The organism is Blastococcus haudaquaticus (assembly GCF_900230285.1).
Classification (GTDB): Bacteria; Actinomycetota; Actinomycetes; order Mycobacteriales; family Geodermatophilaceae; genus Blastococcus_B; species Blastococcus_B haudaquaticus.
In genome coordinates, this window is sequence record NZ_OCNK01000001.1 from 418,847 (window position 1) to 438,060 (window position 19,214).

At 71.4% G+C, this 19,214-nt stretch carries 15 protein-coding genes; 6 read left to right on the forward strand and 9 right to left on the reverse strand.

The features are described 5' to 3' along the window. Positions 1-44: 44 nt before the first annotated feature. The 4 genes from CRP30_RS01995 to CRP30_RS02015 form a co-directional block, all read right to left on the reverse strand. Positions 45-2,972, reverse strand: coding sequence for a reprolysin-like metallopeptidase (locus tag CRP30_RS01995; RefSeq protein ID WP_097182289.1), 2,928 nt, complete (start codon positions 2,970-2,972; stop codon positions 45-47). A gap of 369 nt (positions 2,973-3,341) precedes the next feature. Further along, positions 3,342-4,292, reverse strand: coding sequence for an SGNH/GDSL hydrolase family protein (locus tag CRP30_RS02005; protein WP_097182291.1), 951 nt, complete (start codon positions 4,290-4,292; stop codon positions 3,342-3,344). Between the two features lie 169 nt (positions 4,293-4,461). Continuing rightward, positions 4,462-6,150: a reprolysin-like metallopeptidase gene (locus CRP30_RS02010; protein ID WP_097182292.1), complete on the reverse strand. Its 1,689-nt coding sequence runs from the start codon at positions 6,148-6,150 to the stop codon at positions 4,462-4,464. A gap of 118 nt (positions 6,151-6,268) precedes the next feature. Next, a complete protein-coding gene (locus CRP30_RS02015) occupies positions 6,269-7,675 on the reverse strand; it encodes an NAD(P)H-quinone dehydrogenase (protein WP_097182293.1) in 1,407 nt (468 codons plus the stop codon). A gap of 139 nt (positions 7,676-7,814) precedes the next feature. On the opposite strand from CRP30_RS02015, the gene CRP30_RS02020 reads away from it, so the two are divergent. The 6 genes from CRP30_RS02020 to CRP30_RS02045 all read left to right on the forward strand — a co-directional run bounded on the left by CRP30_RS02020 (position 7,815) and on the right by CRP30_RS02045 (position 14,209). Then, complete coding sequence (locus CRP30_RS02020; RefSeq protein WP_097182294.1) at positions 7,815-8,285, forward strand: gamma-glutamylcyclotransferase family protein; 471 nt, start codon at positions 7,815-7,817, stop codon at positions 8,283-8,285. A 62-nt stretch (positions 8,286-8,347) separates the two neighbouring features. After that, entirely contained in the window at positions 8,348-9,613 is a 1,266-nt protein-coding gene (locus CRP30_RS02025) for a nucleotide sugar dehydrogenase (protein ID WP_200814499.1), read from the forward strand. A gap of 45 nt (positions 9,614-9,658) precedes the next feature. After that, positions 9,659-10,684, forward strand: a complete 1,026-nt coding sequence (locus CRP30_RS02030; protein WP_097182295.1) for an NAD-dependent epimerase/dehydratase family protein — start codon at positions 9,659-9,661, stop codon at positions 10,682-10,684. Beyond that, entirely contained in the window at positions 10,684-11,385 is a 702-nt protein-coding gene (locus tag CRP30_RS02035; RefSeq protein WP_200814500.1) for a class I SAM-dependent methyltransferase, read from the forward strand. Before CRP30_RS02030 ends, CRP30_RS02035 begins: the two co-directional genes overlap by 1 nt. Continuing rightward, on the forward strand, positions 11,382-12,137 hold the full coding sequence (locus tag CRP30_RS02040; RefSeq protein ID WP_097182296.1) for a glycosyltransferase family 2 protein: 756 nt from the start codon (positions 11,382-11,384) through the stop codon (positions 12,135-12,137). Before CRP30_RS02035 ends, CRP30_RS02040 begins: the two co-directional genes overlap by 4 nt. Next, complete coding sequence (locus CRP30_RS02045; RefSeq protein ID WP_097182297.1) at positions 12,134-14,209, forward strand: hypothetical protein; 2,076 nt, start codon at positions 12,134-12,136, stop codon at positions 14,207-14,209. The genes CRP30_RS02040 and CRP30_RS02045 overlap by 4 nt, the downstream gene beginning before the upstream one ends. Before the next feature lie 52 nt (positions 14,210-14,261). Here CRP30_RS02045 and CRP30_RS02050 read toward each other — a convergent pair whose 3' ends face one another. From CRP30_RS02050 to meaB, 5 genes are all read right to left on the reverse strand, one after another. Then, entirely contained in the window at positions 14,262-14,645 is a 384-nt protein-coding gene (locus CRP30_RS02050) for a hypothetical protein (protein WP_097182298.1), read from the reverse strand. 6 nt (positions 14,646-14,651) lie between these two features. Then, positions 14,652-15,386 (reverse strand): glycosyltransferase family 2 protein, encoded by a 735-nt coding sequence (locus CRP30_RS02055; RefSeq protein WP_159961485.1) that lies wholly within the window; start codon positions 15,384-15,386, stop codon positions 14,652-14,654. Positions 15,387-15,390: 4 nt separating this feature from the next. After that, positions 15,391-17,409, reverse strand: a complete 2,019-nt coding sequence (locus CRP30_RS02060; RefSeq protein WP_097182300.1) for a hypothetical protein — start codon at positions 17,407-17,409, stop codon at positions 15,391-15,393. A 16-nt stretch (positions 17,410-17,425) separates the two neighbouring features. Beyond that, a complete protein-coding gene (locus CRP30_RS02065; protein ID WP_159961486.1) occupies positions 17,426-17,857 on the reverse strand; it encodes a GtrA family protein in 432 nt (143 codons plus the stop codon). 338 nt (positions 17,858-18,195) lie between these two features. Next, positions 18,196-19,206 carry a methylmalonyl Co-A mutase-associated GTPase MeaB gene (gene meaB, locus CRP30_RS02070; protein ID WP_097182302.1) on the reverse strand — a complete coding sequence of 337 codons (1,011 nt, stop codon included), beginning with the start codon at positions 19,204-19,206 and terminating at the stop codon, positions 18,196-18,198. Between the last annotated feature and the right edge of the window lie 8 nt (positions 19,207-19,214).

The window sequence follows — 19,214 nt, forward strand, 5'->3', positions numbered from 1 at the left end:
GCCGGGGTGGGCGGGACCACGGTCGCGCCCACCCCGCGCCACGGTCAGGACCGTGTCACCACGCCCGTCGAGGCCGACCGCGTGAGCGTGCCCCCGGTGAAGCGCTGGCTCGACCCTCCGGGGATGGTCCGCTCGTCCTCGCGCGGGTAGCCCAGGCTCCCCTGCTCGGCGTCGGCAGCGGCCCACGCCTCACCGATCGCACCGCGGACAGAGTGCGCCCCGGTTCCCGGAGACCAGTAGACCGATCCTCCGGCGAAGGCCTGCGCGCAGCCCTCGGACGCCAGCCCGCACCGCTGGTCGGCCGTCGGGTAGCCCAGCACGCCCCACTCCGCGCCGGTCGCCGCCCACTTGTCCCGGATCCGGCCGACGACGAAGGCCGCGTCGGTTCCGGAGCTCACGTAACCCATGCCGCGTTCGAAGACCTGGTGGCAACCGGCGTTCCGCCCGCCGCAGACGGTGTCGGACACCGGATAGCCGACGGCCTGTACCCCGCCCGGCGCGGCCCAGTGCGCCGCGATCGGCCCGCGCATCACCCGCCCCCCCTGCGTCGGCGACCACACGATGGACCCGCCGCTGAACGCCTGCGAACAGCCCCCACCGGCGATGCCGCAGCGCTCACCGGCCGTCGGATAGCCCAGCACGCCCCACTCCGCGCCCGTCGCCGCCCACTTCTCCCGGATCCCACCGAAGACGAACGTGGCAGGCGTGCCCGAGCTCACGAAGGCCATGCCGCGCTCGAAGACCTGGTGGCAGCCGGCGTTCCGGCCGCCGCAGACGGTGTCGGACACCGGATAGCCGATGGTCCGTGCGCCGCCCGTGGAGGCCCAGTGCGCCGCGATCGGCCCGCGCATCAGCCGCGCCCCCTGGACCGGCGACCACACGACCGAGCCGCCGCTGAACGCCTGCGAACACCCACCACCCGGCAACCCGCACCGCTCACCGGCCGTGGGGTAGCCCAGCACGCCCCACTCCGCGCCGGTCGCCGCCCACTTCTCCCGGATCCCACCGAAGACGAACGTGGCGGGGGTCCCCGAGCTCACGAAGGCCATGCCGCGCTCGAAGACCTGGTGGCAGCCGGCGTCCCGGCCGCCGCAGACGGTGTCGGACACCGGATAGCCGATCGACTGCACGCCGCCCGTGGCGGCCCAGTGCGCCGCGATCGGCCCACGCATCGCCCGGGCCCCCTGGACCGGCGACCACACGACCGAGCCGCCGCTGAACGCCTGCGAACACCCACCACCCGGCAACCCGCACCGCTCACCGGCCGTCGGGTAGCCCAGCACGCCCCACTCCGCGCCGGTCGCCGCCCACTTCACCCGGAGCCCACCCCGGACCACGGTCGCATCGGTGCCGGCGCTGTCGTACATCCACGCGCGCTGGAAGATCTGGTGGCAGCCGGCGTCCCGGCCACCGCAGATCGTGTCGGTGACGGGGTAGCCGACGGTTCCCCGCTCGGCTCCGGCGGCGGCCCAGGCGGCGTGGATCGGCCCGTGGAGCACGCGCGCCCCGGTCGCCGGGCTGTAGCTGATCGCACCGTGGTCGTAGCTGCGCATGCAGCCGCCGTCCTGCAGCCCGCAGATCTCGCTCGTGGTCGGATAGCCGAGCGGGCCGTCCAACCCTCCGGACCTGTCGTAGGCGGAGGTGATGGCGGTGATCGCCCCGGGGGTGACGCCCCGCGCGATGGTCACCTCCGCAGTGGTCGGACTGACGCTCTCGACGCGCACGGCGAAGTCGCCCCCGGCGACGGTGATCGTGCGGTCCACCGGGAACGAGGCCCGCGTGTCGACCGACCAGTCACCCGACGGCGACGGGCTGCCGTCCAGCAGGATCGACGTGTCGGGCGACCCGGAGCTGCGTCGCAGCTGCACCCCGGCGTCCAGGCCGTACCGGTTCGCGGCGGTCCCGAGCCAGGAATCGCGCCCCGACGCGGAGCGGTACTCCAGCCACCAGACGCTCCCGGATCGATCGGTCAGCCGGACCGCGCGGGTGCCGGTGCGGGTTCCCTGCGCGTTGAGCGTGACCGTCGTCGGCGCGGACACCGGGGCAGCGACCGCCTGGACCGCCGCGCCGGACAGCAGGCCGATGCGCGCGGCCTGCGGAGCATTCAGCGACCCGACCTCGTCCCAGGAGATGCCCATGACGTCGTAGAAGTCGCGGTAGCTGACGGTCTGGCAGGTCCCGGTGTCGACCGCCCGGTCGCACTGCAGCCCCGACGAGTGGCCGAGGCCGAAGTTGTGTCCCAGCTCGTGGGCGATGACCGACGTCGCCGTCCCGCGCACGTACGACCGCCCGCCGGTCGCCGGCGACGAACCCACCTCTGCCAGCCCGTAGTGGCAGCGGGTCTGGCTCGCCGGGAGATTGCTGATGTAGAGGAGCAGGTGCTTGCCCGGGCCGGAGACGAACCCGACGCGGCCGGCGATGTCGTTCCAGAGGAGGGAGGGGGTGCCGCAGCCGACATCGGTGGTGATCCAGTCGTGCTGGGCGGTGACGTCGATGTCGACCGCCCCGTCGCTCTGCTCCAGCCAGAAGTCCCGCACCGGGCCGTCGACCGCGGCCACGACGTCGGCCAGGCCCGTGCCGTCCCGTCCGGTGCCGGCGAGCTCGACCATCACGACGGTGACCTGGTTGGTGACGCCGGCAGGGAGGGTCGGCGTCACCTCGGCCGGCGGGGCCTGGACGACCTCCGCCGCGATCACGTCCCGGGCAGGCATGAGCCCGTCCTCGACGGTGGCCTCGTCGGCGACCTCTCCCCCGAGCACGACCTCGACGGTCGCTCCGGCCGGGAGGGCGTCGGCGGTCTCGCCCTCCTCCGGGAGCTCGTCGGCGAGGTCCTGCGTGAGGGCGTCGACCGGCACCCGGACGGCGTCCCCGTCCGGGGTCTCGATCCAGGTGAGGGGTCCGTGCTCGGCCCGCTCCTCCGCCTCCCGGTGGTCCTCGTGCTCCGGCCAGGCGACGACCAGCTCGCCGACCACGGTCTCGGCGGCACCGGTCGTCGACCCGGAGGATGACGGGCCGGGGTTCGCCGGAGAGGGCGCCGCGTCGGTCGGCGCGTCGCCGGTGGGGACTGCCGGCGAGGGAGCTCCCGTCGAAGGAGCCGCCGTCGAAGGGACCGCTGTCGAAGGCGCCGCTGTCGAAGGCGCCGCGGTCGAAGGAGCCGCCGTCGCGGGACCGGGCGCCTCGGCGAGGGCGTCCGTCGGCGACCCCAGCGCGATCACCGTGGTCGCGCAGAGGGCGGCCCCGAGGAACCGCCAGGACGGGAGGTGACGCGCGACGAGCACAGGAAGACTCCAGGATCGGACGAGGGGGTGCGGCACGGGGGGCCGGGGTGGTGCCCCGTGCGGTCAGACGATGCGGCAGCCGAGATGCGCGAACTGGCCGCGCTGGTCGACCAGGTCCAGGCAGACGGCGTGGCCCCGGTACTCCGCACCGAGCGAGTGGCCGAAAGCCTGTGCGGAGGCGGCATTCGCCCAGATGTCCCCCGTCGGCCTGTCGACCGGGAGGCGGGCGAAGTGCCGCCAGTCCACCCGCACGTTCACCTGCACGCCGTGCGCCGGGGTGGGCGCGTAGGCAGCCCCCCACCCGTTCAGCGCGACCCGCCCCGTCGTCCGGGAGTCCACGTACCAGAACCCGGTGGGCGAGGTCTTGCCAGGCACCGCGGGGGCGGCGTGCTGGATCAGCCGGTTGCGCGCCAGCTCGCAGCCCTCGCGGTAGTAGGCCAGGTGGACCCGGTCGGAGATGGTGACCTCGGGATGAGCCGAGGCGTAGCGCTCCCAGTCCATCAGCTTGAGATTGGGCCAACGGTCGGTGGCCAGGCGCAGCTCCGCGTTGAACAGGTCGACGTTGGCCTGGAACGGCGGGTTGTGGATGGTGAACCACTGCACCGGGCGCCCGCGCGCCTGGGTCATGAACCAGTCGACGTTGTCGCGCCACTCGGCGACGGTCACGAACTTGACGTCGTTGATCCCGAGGGCGATCACCAGCGACCCGGCGTCCCGGAACCACAGCCGCTCCTCCTGCACGGAGGACTCCGTCACGCTGTCCGCCGGCCAGCCGCTGCCGGTGCCGTCGAGCCGGCCGCGCATGTCGCTCGCCGTGGCCCCGCCCCAGCCGATGAAGCCCAGCGAGCGCCAGCCCATGCCGAACTGCTGGCCGCACTGGGCGAGCACGGAGTCGCCGACCGCGAAGATGTACGGGTTGTTTCCCTCCCAGGCGATCTGTGGTGCGTCGCCCGCCTCCGCGCGGTCGGGGCGCACCACCGATCCGGCCATGATCAGCAGGCTGCAGAGCAGCACGACCAGCGTTGCTCGTCGTGTCTGCGCTCGCCGAGGTCGGCGGCTGGTCCTCATCCGTGGTCTCCCCGTTCGTGGAACTCGGCGACCACCATCACCCGCCGTACCGGCGCGCTTCCCGCCGACACGCGGAGCCGCTACTGACGTGACGGATGGGATCACTCACAGACAGTCATGCACGAGTCGGCACGGGCCTCGTGCGCAGGCGCCGGACGCCCAGCAGCGTCCCGGCGAGCAGCGCCAGAGCGCCCAGGAGGACGGCGCCGACGAGGACCACGGGGAACCCGGCACCGGCCGGCGTGCCGGACGCGCGGTCCTCCAGCTCGGCGCGCAGGAGCGCCGGAGCGGCCAGCTCCGCCGTCCCGGGTGCAGGTGCCGGGACGGCCGCGTCCGTCCCGGCCGGCAGCACCGCGACGTCGGAACCGGCCGGGCGCGGAGCTGCCGGCTCCGCGGACGAGGCGGTGCCCAGGGGTGCGGGGGTCACCCGCACGATCGCGCCGGTCGGGGACACTCCCTCGACGACGACGGTGAACGCCCCGCCGGCGACCGGCACCGCCGTACCCACGGGCAGGGCCGCCTGGTGATCGGTGTTCCAGCCGGCGGACGGGCCGGGCGTGGCGTCGACGAGCACGGACGTGTCGGGGAGGTCGCCGCTCTCGCGGAGGAGGACGCCGGAGTCGAGGCGGTAGCGGTTCGCGGAGGTCCCGAGCCAGCTGTCGCGCCCCGCGGCCGGCCGGTACTCCAGCCAGTGGTCGGAGCCCTCGGCGTCGGTCAGGCGGACCGCCCGGGTGCCGCTGCGCCCGGAGATCGGGGACAGCGTGACGGTGACCGGTGCGGCCGGGACGGTCAGCGCCTGCTGAGCGGCCGCGGGCAGCACGCCCAGCCGGGCGGCCTGTGCGGCGTTGAGCGAGCCCAGCTGCGACCAGGAGACGCCCATGACGTCGTAGTAGTCGCGGTAGCCCACGGTGCGGCAGGACGCCGACTCCACGGCGCCGTCGCACTGGCGGGCCGAGGAGTGGCCCAGGCCGAAGTTGTGGCCGAGCTCGTGGGCGACGACGGAGGCGATGGTGTCGCGGACGTACATCCGGCCGCCGCTTCCCGGGCCGGCACCGACCTCGGCCAGCGCGTAGGCGCAGTCGGTGGCCCGGCTGCTGACGTAGAGCAGGAGATGCTTGCCGGGGCCGGGGACGAAGCCCACGCTCGCGGCCGCCTCGTCCCACAGGGCCGTCGGTTCGGAGCAGCCTGCGGCGGTGGTGATCCAGTCCCGCGCGTCGGTGACGCCGACCGCGATGGCGCCGTCGGTCTGCTCGGACCAGAAGTCCGCCACCGGACCGTCGACGAGGTCGACGACCTGCTGGGCGGTGACGCCGTCGCGGGCCGCTCCGGCCGGGGCGACCAGGGCCACGGTGACCTGGTTGGTCCGGCCCGCCTTCTCGGTCAGCAGCGGTGCGACCGGGAGCGCGACCACCTCGGCGTCCGTGACCTCGTGCAGCGGGTCCTCGGTGTCGTCGCCGTCCGCCTGGCCGACCGTGAGCCCGACCGTCGCGCCGGCGGGGACGCCGGCGACGTCCTCGGTACGGATTCGCAGGAACTCGCCGGCCGGGGTCTGGACCCAGCTCGTCAGCTCCTCGTCGGCGTGCCCGTCGGCGTGCCCGTCGCCATGCCCCTCGGCGCCCGGGTCGGCCTCCGACCACGCCTGCAGGAGCCGGCCGACGACCGGGGTGCCGGCCGGTTCCTCGGCCGAGGCGGCCGCGGGGACCATGACGACGGCGAGGACGACGGAGGCGGCGACCGCGGAGCCGGCCACGAGCGAGCGCAGCAGGCCGCGACGACGGGCGGGGGCGAGACGGGCGGCAGACATCCACCCCGACATCGGCGGGGGCGGGCGCCATCGGCACCGAAGTCCGGATATCGAGCGGAAGAGCCGTCACATCCGACTCATCTGCCGCTCGTCCCCCGCCCGGCCCGGACGTCACCGGTCAGGCCAGGTGGTCCGCGCCCATCAGCCGACGGCCGGCCTCGGTGATCGACCCGGAGAGCGACGGGTAGATCGCGAAGGTCTGCGCGAGGTCGGCGACCGTGAGCCCCTTGGTGACGGCGAGCGCGATGGGCAGGACGAGCTCGGACGCACCAGGGGCGACCACGACCCCGCCCATGATCACGCCGGTGGAGCGCCGGGCGAAGAGCTTCACGAACCCGTCGTGCAGGTCGGCCATCTTGGCGCGGGCGTTCGTGGCCAGTGGCAGCCGCACGACCTCGATGTCGTCGTCGTCGGACAGGGACTTCTCCTGGACGCCGACGGTCGCGATCTCCGGGTGGGTGAAGACGTTCCCCGCGACGGTCTTGAGCCGGATCGGCGCTACCGCCTCGCCGAGGGCGTGCCACATGGCGATCCGGCCCTGCATGGCGGCGACGGAGGCGAGCTGGAAGACGCCGGTGACGTCGCCGGCGGCGTAGATGCCCGGGATCGACGTCCGCGAGACCCGGTCGACGACGACGTGCCCGGACTCCGTCACCTCGACGCCGCACTGCTCGAGGTTCAGGCCGGCGGTGTTCGGCACCGTGCCGACGGTCATGAGCGCGTGCGAGCCCTCGACGGTGCGTCCGTCGGTCAGCTCGACCAGGACGCCCTTCTCGGTGCGGCGCACCGAGGCGGCGCGTCCCTTCTCGGCGATCCGCCCGCCGCGGGACTGGAAGACCTTCTCGACCACGGCCGCGGCATCGGAGTCCTCGCCCGGCAGCACCTGGTCGCGGGAGGAGACGAGGGTGACCGGCACGCCCGCCTCCAGGTAGCCGGAGGCGAACTCCGCTCCGGTGACGCCGGAGCCCACGACCACGAGGTGCTCGGGCATCTCCTCGAGGTCGTAGACGTCGCGCCAGTCGAGGATGCGCTCTCCGTCGGGCTCCGCGCCGGGGAGGACGCGCGGGTCCGCCCCGGTGGCGATGAGCACGACGTCGCTCTCCAGCTCCTCGACCACGCCGCCGTCGGCGTCCACGACCTCGACCGTGTGCGCCGCGAGCCCGCGGATCTCGTCGGAGAGCCGGCCCTGTCCGGCGACGATCCGCACACCCTCGGCGGCGAGGCGGGCGTGGATGTCGGCCGACTGGGCCATCGCGAGCCCCTTGACCCGCTGGTTGACCGAGGCGAGGTCCAGGTTCACCGTCGCGAGCTCGGCGCCCTGCAGACCCAGGACGGCGGAGTCGCGGACCGACGTCATGGCTCCGGCGGCCGCGATGAGGGTCTTGGACGGGACGCAGTCGGTGAGCACGCTGGCGCCACCGATGCCGTCGCGCTCGATGACGGTGACCTCGGCACCGAGCTGAGCAGCGACCAGCGCGGCCTCGTAGCCGGCCGGTCCGCCGCCGATGATGACGATGCGGGTCATGAAGTGCCTTCTCCGGGTGCTCGGGCGTTCGTGTCGTGTCCTGTCGTGTGTCCTGTACGGCCATTCTCCCCGGTGCCGCCCCGGTCCGCTGTGACCGGCGTCCTTCGGACTGCCGCCCGCGGTGATTAGGGTCGACCGAATGGGCCTCTACGCCGCCTACGGGTCGAACATGGATCCCGCGCAGATGCTGCGCCGCTGCCCCTCGTCGCCGCACGCGGGCACCGGGTGGATCCAGGGCTGGCGCCTGACCTTCGGCGCCGAGGAGTTCGGCTGGGAGGGCTCGCTGGCCACGCTCGTCCCGGCGGAGCACGACCACGAGGCGCTGCACCCCGGCGTGTTCGTGGCGCTGTACGACCTGACCGAGGCCGACCAGGCGGCCCTGGACGCCTGGGAGGGCGCCGATCTCGGGCTCTACCGGAAGCTGCACCTGCAGGTGCGCACCCTCGCCGGCGACGTGGTGGCCTACGTCTACGTCCTCGACGCCTTCGAGGGCGGCCTGCCCTCCGCCCGGTATCTCGGCGCGATCGCCGATGCGGCGGAGGCGGCCGGCGCCCCGGTGGACTACGTCACAGCCATGCGCTCGCGCGAGTGCCGGTCGACCGGCGCCTGAGCATCTCTTTTCGGTACGCATAAGTCTCGGTAAGGACCCGGCTGAGCGGTTAGCCTCGCGCGGTGACGAAAAGTCCGGGCCGGTCCAGGACTCCGCGCGGTGATCCGGGGGTCACGGCCCCGCCACCAGCTCCACCGGCGTTCACGCACGACGTCGTCGTCATCGGCGGCGCCGGCCACGTCGGCCTCCCCCTGGCCATCGCCCTGGCCGAGGCGGGTGCCTCCGTCGTCGTCTACGACGTCAGCGAGGAGGCGGTGAAACTCCTCGGGCGCGCGGTGCTGCCGTTCGAGGAGCCCGGCGCGGCCGCCGTCCTGGAGCGCGTCGTGGGCGAGGGACGACTCACCGCTACGACGGACCCGGCCGCGGTGGGCTGCGCGGAGAACGTCGTCGTGGTCATCGGCACGCCGGTCGACGAGCACCTCAATCCCGATCCGTACGCCATCCCGCAGGCGCTCGCGGCGGCCGCGGAGCACTTCTGCGACGGGCAGCTGCTCGTCCTCCGCAGCACGGTCTATCCCGGCGTGACGGCCCTGGTGGAGCGGCAGCTCGCCGAACTCGGCCGCGAGATCGACGTCGCCTTCTGCCCCGAGCGCATCGCGGAGGGCCGCGCCATGATCGAGCTGCACGCGCTGCCGCAGATCGTGGGCAGCCGGACCGACCGTGCCCGCGACCGCGCCGCGGCGCTGTTCTCGCGGCTTACCGCCGAACTCGTGTTCGTCACGCCCGAGGAGGCCGAGCTCGCCAAGTTGTTCACCAACACCTGGCGCTACATCAAGTTCGCCACGGCCAACCAGTTCTTCATGATGGCCAACGACCGCGGCCTCGACTTCGAGCGGATCCGTACGGCGATCACGGTGGGCTATCCGCGGGCGTCGGACATGCCCAGCGCGGGCTTCGCGGCCGGGCCCTGCCTCTTCAAGGACACGATGCAGCTGGCCGCTTTCAGCAACAACACCTTCGGGCTCGGTCACGCGGCCATGCTCATCAACGAGGGGCTGCCGCTCTACCTGGTCGACCGCGCCGAACGACACTACGACCTGCAGCACATGACGGTCGGCATCCTGGGGATGGCCTTCAAGGGCGGCAGCGACGACATCCGCGAGAGCCTGAGCTACAAACTGCGTCGCATCCTGCAGTTCAAGGCCCGCGACGTGCTGACGACCGACCCGAGGGTCACCGTCGACGACCGGCTCCTGCCGCTGGAGGAGGTGCTCCGGCGCTGCGACCTGCTCATCGTCGGCGCACCGCACGAGGAGTACCGCGGCCTCAGCACCGACACGCCGGTGATCGACGTGTGGAACGTGGTCGGCGACGGCGTGCGCGTGTGACCCGTACCGGCCGTCCCTCCCTACTCCCGACCAGAACGGTGTCCCATGCAGAAGGTGCTCGTCTCCGGCTCCGCCGGTTTCATCGGTGGCTACGTCGTCGAGGAGCTGCTGCGCCGCGGGTACTCGGTGATCGGGATCGACGACCACTCGAAGTACGGCCCGGTGTCCAAGTCCTACGACGACCATCCCGACTACCGGCTGGTCGTCGGCGACGTCCGTGACGCAGGGCTGATCACCGACCTGCTCATGGACTGCGACCACTTCGTCGCCGGGGCCGCGCTCATCGGCGGCATCTCCTACTTCCACGCCTACGCCTACGACCTGCTCGCCGCCAACGAGCGGATCATGGCCTCCTCCTGCGACGCCGCACTGGCCGCGCACCGCGACGGCCGGCTGCAGAAGGTGACCTACATCAGCTCATCCATGGTCTTCGAGTCGGCCGAGGAGTGGCCGTCGGTCGAGGGCTCCGAGCGGAAGATCCCCCCGCCGCGGTCCTCCTACGGCTTCCAGAAGCTCGCCGTCGAGTACTTCGCCCGGGCCGCCTGGGACCAGTACCGGCTCCCCTACACGATCGTGCGCCCGTTCAACTGCGTCGGCATCGGCGAGGCCCGCGCCCTGGGCGACGTCGAGGTGAGCAGCGGCAACGTGAAGCTGGCGATGAGCCACGTCGTCCCCGACCTCGTGCAGAAGGTGCTGAAAGGGCAGGACCCGCTGCACGTCCTCGGCGACGGCACCCAGGTCCGGCACTACACCTATGGGGGCGACCTCGCGCGGGGCATCGTGACGGCGATGGAGCACCCGGCGGCCCACAACGAGGACTTCAACCTCTCCACCGACCAGGCGACGTCGGTCACCGAGCTCGGCGAGGTCATCTGGCGCAAGGTGAAGGGGCCGGGCGTGCCCCTGAGGCTGGTCTCGGACCCGGCATACGAGCACGACGTGCAGCGCCGCGTTCCGTCGACGGCGAAGGCCGAGAAGGTTCTCGGGTTCAGGGCGACGACCACGCTGGAGGAGATGCTCGACGAGGTCATCCCCTGGATCGAGAAGGCTCTCGCCGAGGGCACGATCTGATGACGGCCGAGAGCCCCGCAGCCGGTGGGACGGGGAACAGAACGTCGGCCGGCGAGCAGATGAAGTGGCTCTACGCCGAGCGCTTCGCCGGCGACGTCGCGTTCCGCTCCGCGATGTGGCGCGAACTGTGCGCCGGGTTCTTCGACCGGTTCGTGGAGCCCGACGACACCGTCCTCGACGTCGCCGCCGGGGCGTGCGAGTTCATCAACGCCGTCCGGGCCGGCACCCGGATCGCCGTCGACATCAACCCTGCGGTCCGCGATGCGGCGGCCGGCGGGGTCACGGCGCTCGTGTCGCCGGCCGACGACCTCGCCGACGTAGCCGACGCCAGCGTCGACGTCGTGTTCGCGAGCAACTTCTTCGAGCACATCGACCGGCCGACCATCCTGGCGGTGATGGCCGAGGCGCACCGGGTGCTCCGGCCAGGCGGGCGTTTCCTCGTGCTGCAGCCCAACATCCGCTTCTGCGCACGCGACTACTGGATGTTCTTCGACCACATCACCCCGATCGACGACCGGGCGCTCGTCGAGGCCTTCGCGCTGTCCGGGTTCGCGGTCACCACCGTGGTGCCGAGGTTCCTGCCCTTCACGACGAAGAGCCGCCTCCCGAAGTCGCCACTGCTGGTGCGCGCCTACCTCGCCTTCCCGCCCGCGTGGCGCCTGTTCGGCAAGCAGTCATTCCTGCTGGCGGAGCGCCGGTGAGCGGTGACCCCCGCGTCTCGATCGTCATCCCGGCCTACCAGGAGGGCGAGCACATCCTCCCCGTCCTGGACCGGCTGCGGGAGTCGGTGACGGTGCCGTGCGAAGTGCTGGTGGTCGTCGATTCCCCGGACGACGCGACTGCGTCGGTCCTGCGCGACAGCGACGACGGGTCGGGGCAGGTGCGCCTGCTGGTCAACGACTACGGCCGCGGGCCGGCCCACGCGATCCGCTACGGCGTGGAGCGGGTGCGGGCGCCGGTCACCGTCGTGACCATGGCCGACGGCTGCGACGACGCGCGCCAGATCGACGACCTGACCCGGCTCGTCGAGCGCGGCGTGGTCATCGCCGCGGCCTCGCGCTACATGTCGGGTGGCCAGCAGGTGGGTGGCCCCTTGGTGAAGGGCATGCTCGCCCGGCTCGCCGGGATCTCCCTGCACCTGTTCGCGCGGGTCGGCACCCGTGACCCGACCAACTCTTTCAAGGCGTACTCCACGCAGTTCCTCCGGGCGGTCGGCATCGACAGCCGGCACGGCTTCGAGATGGCCCTCGAGCTCACCGCCAAGGCCCGTCGGCTGCGGCTGCCCATCGCCGAGCTGCCCACGATCTGGCTCGACCGGCAGAACGGCGTCTCCAACTTCAAGCTCGCGCAGTGGATCCGGCACTACCTGCGCTGGTACCGCTTCGCCTTCGGCGGCCGGCTGACCCTCGACGAGCTCGTCCGCACGTCCCGGGAACACTCGGAGCAACCGTGACCCTCGCGCCGGTGCTCGGTTGCCTGGCCCTCGTCACCTGGAGCAGTTGGCGTTGGGCGGCGGTGGCCAGGCTTCCCCGGCCGGTCGACGTCCTCGTCGCCTGCGGTGTGCTGGTGTACGGCATCCTGGTCGGCACGGTCCTGTTCGTCGGCGGCGTCCTGCACGCGCTGTCCGCCGGCCCGGTCGCGGCCGCTGCCGTCGCGACCGCCGTCCTCGCGGGCGCCACCACCGCCGGCCGGGCGAGCCGCGGCCGGGTCCGCGACGCCCGGCGATCGGTGGGCGCCGCACTCCGCCGGCTCGGCCCGGCCCTGCGCTCACCGCTCGTGTCGATCCTGGCGCTGGGCGCCACTGCAGCGGCCGGCTACCGGGTGGCGATCGCCGTGATGTTCCCGCCGCTGGACTGGGACGGGCTGGCCTACCACCTGCCGATGGCCGACTTCTGGCTCCAGGAGGAGCGGCTCCTTCCCAATCCGTTCAGCTTCTGGGCGCAGGTCCATCCCGGTGCGGCGGAGTCGGTGGTCACCTGGCTGGGCGCCCTCAGCGGATCGGTCCGGGCCGCGGCGGCCGTGCAGGTGGGTGCCGCGGCGCTGGGAGCGCTCGCCGTCGTCGCGCTGTGCCGGGGCGCGGGCTGCAGGCCCCGTTCTGCGCTCGTGGCCGGGCTGCTGTTCGTCACGGCTCCGCTGGTCCTGACGCAGTTGTCGACCGCCGAGGTCGACGTCGCCGCGGCGGCGATCCTGCTGGCCACCTGGCACCTGCTCCTGGTCGCGCTGCGCCGGGTCGAGAGCCTTCACGCCGGCGCCGCCGGATCCGGCGTCGCCCAGGCATCCGAGAGAGCCCTCGCCGGCAATGGTGCCCGTCCGGCCGGGTCGGTCGCGCTCGCGGAACGCCCCGCGGAGACGGTGGTGACCCCGCGCCACCGGGCACTCGCTCCGGGCCGCAGCTCCGTTCTCCCGACGCTGGTCGTCGCGGGCGTCGGCGCCGGGGTCGCGGTCGGCGTCAAGTCCACCAACCTGATCGCCTTCGGCATGCTCGGTCTTGTGCTCGTCGGTACCGTGCTCGGCCGCGCCGTCGCAGCAGGCCGGCCGGGCCGCGGCCTCGGGCAGGCGGCCCTGCAGGCCGCCTGCTTCGGTCTGCCGGCCGCGCTGCTGGGCGCGTGGTGGTACGTGCGCAACGCCACCCTGTGGGGCAACCCCTTCTATCCGGTCGGCATCGCGGGACTTCCCGGCAACCCGGACGTCATGGCGCTGCTCGGAGTCGATCCGCGACAGGTGGGGACCACGAACCCGTGGTGGGCCACGCTCGTCTCCTGGGCCGACGACCTGGCGTGGCGGCCCTATTACTACGGCTCCCCGACCGGCGGCCTCGGCGCCTACTGGGTTCTCGTGCTGGCGCCGGCGATCCCGGTGGCGATCGCGCTCCTCGCGCGCTCGGGCCGGTCCCTGTACGCCTGGGGGCTGCTCGCCCCCGGCGTCCTCCTGCTGCTGGCCTACCCCGGCCACCACCACCCGCGGTACACGCTCTACCTGCTCGGGATCGGGGGCGTGGCCCTCGCCGTCGTGCTCGACCGACTGCCGCGCCTGCCCCGTTCCGCTGTGCTGGCGGTCGTCGTCGCAGCGGCGTTGTTCTCCGCCTCAGCCGCATCCTGGCAGGCGCTCGACATCTCCGGGTCCGACCGCGGACCGACCCCGCGGCAGGTGGCGGCGCTCATGCTGCAGCCTGCCCGCGAGCGCGACGCGGTGGGCCTGCGCGGCGCGTTCACCGACGTCGACCGCGCCGCGGCGGGATCGACCTTTGTGGTCCCGCCCGAGTTCGGCGACTACGGCCAGCCGTGGATCCTGCCGCACTCGATGTGGGGCGACGACCTCGGCCGGCGGGTGGTCGAGTCCGACCAGCCGATCGCCGACGCCGACCAGGCGCTGCGGGCCCTCGACGAGTTCGGCGCGGAGTACCTCGTGGTTGCCAAGGGCAGCCCCCTGGAGGCCGGGCTGACGGCGGACGGTCGGCTGCTGCCGGCGTTCGAGGTGGGCTGGCTGGCGCGCGCGTGGACCGCGAGCTCCGGCACGGGCGGCTGAGCTCGACGCCGCCACCGATCACCCGTCCGACCACCCTGGTCGGGCAGTACTGCTAGACGTTGGCGACGGAGCCGTTGACCTTGAGTTTGCTCTCTTCCATGATCGCGATGCCCTCGTGCATCCGCGACACCTTGCGGCTGAGGTTGTTCAGCTTGTCGTAGAGCTGGACCATGATCAGCATCTGGAAGATCAGCCCGGACAGCAGCAGGATGTCGAACACGCTCAACGGCGGCGACGCGGTCAGGTTCTTCCGCACCAGCAGGTCGTAGAGCGGCTCGACGAAGAGCATGCCGATGCCGACCAGCAGCCAGAAGACGACGAGCACCGTGCACCGGCGCCTCGTCGACCGGCCGGTCTTGTAGCTGGTCACGGCCATGAGAATGGCGAACATGATCAGTGGTGCATTGATGAGCACCAACAGGACGTACTTGTTCACGGGGCGCTACCCAATCAGCCGGAGAGTGATGAGATCGGTGACGAGGTCGAACACTCCCCAGTTGCTCTGACCCTTGCCGAGCGTCTCTTCGGAGTACTTGACCCCGATCGGGACCTCCACCACCGTGAGATTCTTCTGCCGCGCGCGCCACAGGATCTCCGAGCAGAACCCGTACCTGTCGATCGTGAACCTGGAGATGGCGGGCAGCGCGTCGATGGTGACCATCCGGAGACCGCTCTGCGTGTCCTCCGTGGTGATGCCGAACAGCCCCCTGCTGATCAGCGAGAGCCCACGGTTGCCCAGCGTCCGGTGCCGCGGCATGTCGGCCTTGTTGCCCTCGTGCAGTCGGTTGCCGACGAGCATGTCCGCCTTGGTCGCCACCGCCTCGCGCAGCAGGTGGAGGAGGTCGCCGCTGGAGTGCTGACCGTCGGCGTCGATCGTGGCCACGTAGGCGACGCCCAGCCGCTCCGCGTTCTTCAGCACGTAGCTGAACCCGGTGCGGGTGGCCGCTCCGGCACCCGAGTTGATGAAGTGCCGGATGACGATCGCCCCCGCGTCGAGGGCGTTCTGGTAGGTGGCGTCCCGCGAGCAGTCCTCGACCACGATGACCACCGTGCGGAACGTCTGGTCGTCGACGGTCAGCGTCGGGGGCACCGACCGGACGACCTCGGCGATCGCTCGCTCCTCGTTGTACGCCGGGATGATGACGGCGAGGACATCGCGCCGGCGGTCCCCGATCACGCCGCTACTCTCCATCGTTCTCGATCCTCGTCTCATGGGTCACGATCGTGGCGACATCACCGAACTCGTCTCGGATGCGCTGCTCGGAAGCCGGGTCGGTCAGGATGATGTGCTCGCGTCCGAGGTCCTTGGAGACCTGAGCGCAGTCCTTGATCCCCTGGACCATTTCCCGCTGCATGTCCTCGCTGTCGTTGACGCTGCCGAAGCCGAACTTCGAGTACTGCATCACCTGGCAGTACAGGGCCAATCCGTCTTCGCGCCCGCCGTCGTACTGCATCATGTTCGCCCAGCGCGCCGTCTGCATGTGTGCGCCATATGTGTCGTTCAACGGGTTGTAGTGCAGCAGCGTGGTGTTGAATCCGTCGACCCGGCCCGCCTCCCCCAATCGCGCGTAGAGGGCCAGATCTGCGTCGTAGAAGTCCGGCTTGACCTGGTTCGCCTCCGTGCGGAACAGGTTCCGCAAATCCGACAACGGATTCGCACCCACGGCGAAGAGCGCGAAGATGGCGACTGCCGGGGTGATGGCGGCCGCGAAGAAACGCCCCACGGCGCCGAGGTCCATCTGACTCAGCACGACCGCGACGACGCACGACAGGATCACGATGTTGACGGCCTCGAGCAGGAATGCGGTCTTGATGACGTAGTACCGCACCTCCCCCGTCAGGAAGAGCTGCATCACGGCGAGCAGGGCGATGAAGGTCAGGAGAGGCAGCACGAGCGCGATGCTCTTGTCCCGGCTGTCGCGGTCGATGTTCTTGTTGACCGCGAGGCCGAAGACGATCAACGCGCCGAGCAGGAGGCTGAGCGGGCGGAAGGTGGTCAGACCACCCAGGGCGTTGACGCCGTTGTCCGAACCGCCGTACCGGAGTTGCAGGCCGATCGGGATGAACTGGACGACGACGAGCACGGCCACGCCGAGCAGATGACGCTTCGGCATGGCGCGGAGCAGGTCCAGGTACGAGCGCTGACACATCAGCACGAACGGGGTTGCCAGCAGCACCGGGATCAGCAGGGGCCACGACATCGCGGCCCCGAAGGTGAGCACCAGGTACAGCGACAGGGTCGAGAACAGGCGCTCCTTCGACCCGGTCATCAGTGCGGTGAAGGCGAGCAGGATCGTCGCCATCACGTAGTAGTAGTTCAGGAATCCCTGGTGGACGAACGACCACAGCAGGAAGGGCCCCGCCGCGGCGCCGACGGCGAGGCCGACTGCGGAGAGCAGGAGGCCGGGACGCGCGATCGGGTAGCGCTGGGCGACGGCGGCGAAGACCGCCGAGGCGAAATACCCCAGTGCTCCCGCGAGGAGCACGCCGAACACCAGGTACTGCCCGATGTACACGAGGACCGCGCCGCGCCAGCTCATGCTGATCTGCGGCACGAACAAGGCGTCCTGCAGGAATGCGGTGACGATGTGGAAGCTCTTGGGGTAGTAGTTCCCCACCGCATAGACCCAGTGCTGCCCCGACATCATCTGCGCGATGTTGGCGAAGTGATTGGTGGAATCGACCGCTTGACCGCCGCCGATCTGGGCGACCCGGGCGACCGTGTCGTTGCCGATCAGGAAGGGGACGAAAGGCACCAGGAAGATCGCGGCCACGACGGCACCGGGCACATCGTGCCGGCTGGCGAAGCGGGTGACCAGATCCCTGACGTCGTCCGTCGTGCGATCCGTCAGCAGCGCGGCGACGAGATAGATGACCGTGGTGATGGCGGCCGATGCGGCGAAACCCGTCGAGGGGAATGCGAAGAACTGAATGGTCGCGGATGCCTGGAAGACGCCCATCAGGACGAAGACGGAGAGGAACAGCCGCCCGACGAGGCTCCGCATGACGGCGACGGGCGGCAGCAGGACCACCCCCGCGGCCACGCACGTGGCCACCAGCACGAACTTGATGCCCACCACGTACAGCAGCAGCGAGACGATCAGCGACGAACCGATGATCATCTTCAGCTTGTCGATGGGCATTCTCAGCTTGCCCACGGACACCGTCGTCCTGTCCGCGGGTGCCTTCGGCTCGTCCATGGAGGTCGTGCGCTCGTCAAAGTGCAGCACTGCGCTGGCCCTTCAGGAAGATGACTCGGCTGTACAGGAGGTAGTTCCACGCAGTGACGAGCACGATCGACGCCAGCTTGCTGATCCGCGGGTCGATGCCGAACCGGCTCTCGAGGAAGGCGATGAAGTAGTAGGTGAAGATGATGTTGACGACGAGCAGCAGTCCGTACATCGCCAGCTGCCCGACACTGCGTGCGATCGAGTCCCCCCGGCTCTCGAAGACCCACAGCTTGTTCAGGGCGAAGCTCACGACGAGGCCGGCCATGAAGGACGCCACCGTTGCCACGCCCAGGTCGACGCGGAGGATGCCGTAGGCGACGAAGAAGGTGGCGTAGTCGGTCAGCACCGTCAGCAGTCCTGCCGCGAGGAACTTCTGCTGCCGCGGCTTGAGCAGCCGCAGGAGGCGCGGAAGATTCACGTGGGCAGTCCTCGGTGGGGAATCGCCAGGCCGGCGCGGGCGCGCGGCGCCAACTTCTCGGCGTACCGGCGCGAAAGGTCTGATTGCATCGTGGAAGGTTGCGCTCCGACTTCCGGGCCGACTCCGTATGAGCACGGGCCTGACACCGAGCTACGCTCGCCGGCTTCCGCCGCCACTCGCCAGAGCCGATCGTGGACCGGCGATGACGGCCAGCACGTGTAGCCCCCGTGTCACCGACCGTAGCATCGCGGTCGCACTATCAAGCCGAGAGTCCAGGTCTTCCTGACCGCTTCCGCACCATCGGTATCAGCGGCAGCAACCGCCTCACGAGAGGCCCGTCAGTGCGTGGCGGTGCCGTCGTCAGGCCGGTTCAGGAACCTGTCCAGGATCTGCTGCGCGGCCAGCGCCGGGGTGAGCTCGCCCGCCTGCACGGCCTTCTCCAGATCCGGTACGGCCGATCGCACATCCGGGTGAGTCCGCAGCTGGTGCTCCAGGGAGTCGCGGACCAGCTGCCAGGTCCAGCGCACCTGCTGGGTGCGCCGGCGCTCGTCGAACCGCCCCGACGCCGTCATCCGGTCCTGGTGCTCGACCAGCTTCGTCCAGACCTCGTCGAGCCCCTCGCCGGTGAGCCCGGCGCAGGTCAGCACCGGCACGTCCCAGGTCTCGTCATGGCCGCGCAGCATCCGGATCGCGCCGGCCAGCTCACGGGCCGCCTTACGGGCGTCGCCCGCGGCCGGCCCGTCGGCCTTGTTGACCGCGATGACGTCGGCGATCTCGAGGATGCCGCGCTTGATGCCCTGCAGCTGGTCGCCGGTGCGGGCGAGGGTCAGGAACAGGAAGGAGTCCACCATCTCGGCGACGGCGATCTCCGACTGGCCGACGCCCACCGTCTCGACCAGGACGACGTCGTACCCGGCGGCCTCGACGACGACCATCGACTCGCGGGTGGCCTGGGCGACCCCGCCGAGCGTGCCCGACGTCGGCGAGGGCCGGATGAAGGCGTTCTCGTCCACGGCCAGCCGCGCCATGCGGGTCTTGTCCCCGAGGATCGAGCCGCCCGACCGCGCCGACGACGGGTCGACGGCGAGGACTGCCACCTTCGATCCGGCCGCAGTGAGGTCCACGCCGAGCTGGTCGATGAAGGTCGACTTGCCGACGCCGGGCACCCCGCTGATGCCCACCCGGCGCGCTCCCCCGGCGTGCGGCAGCAGCTCGACCAGCAGCTCCTGCGCCCGCTCCCGGTGGTCACCGCGCCGCGACTCGACCAGCGTGATCGCCCGCGCCATCACCCGCCGGTCCCCGGCCAGCACTCCCTCGACGAGCGCGGGGACGTCGATCTCCCGGGCCATTCAGGCGC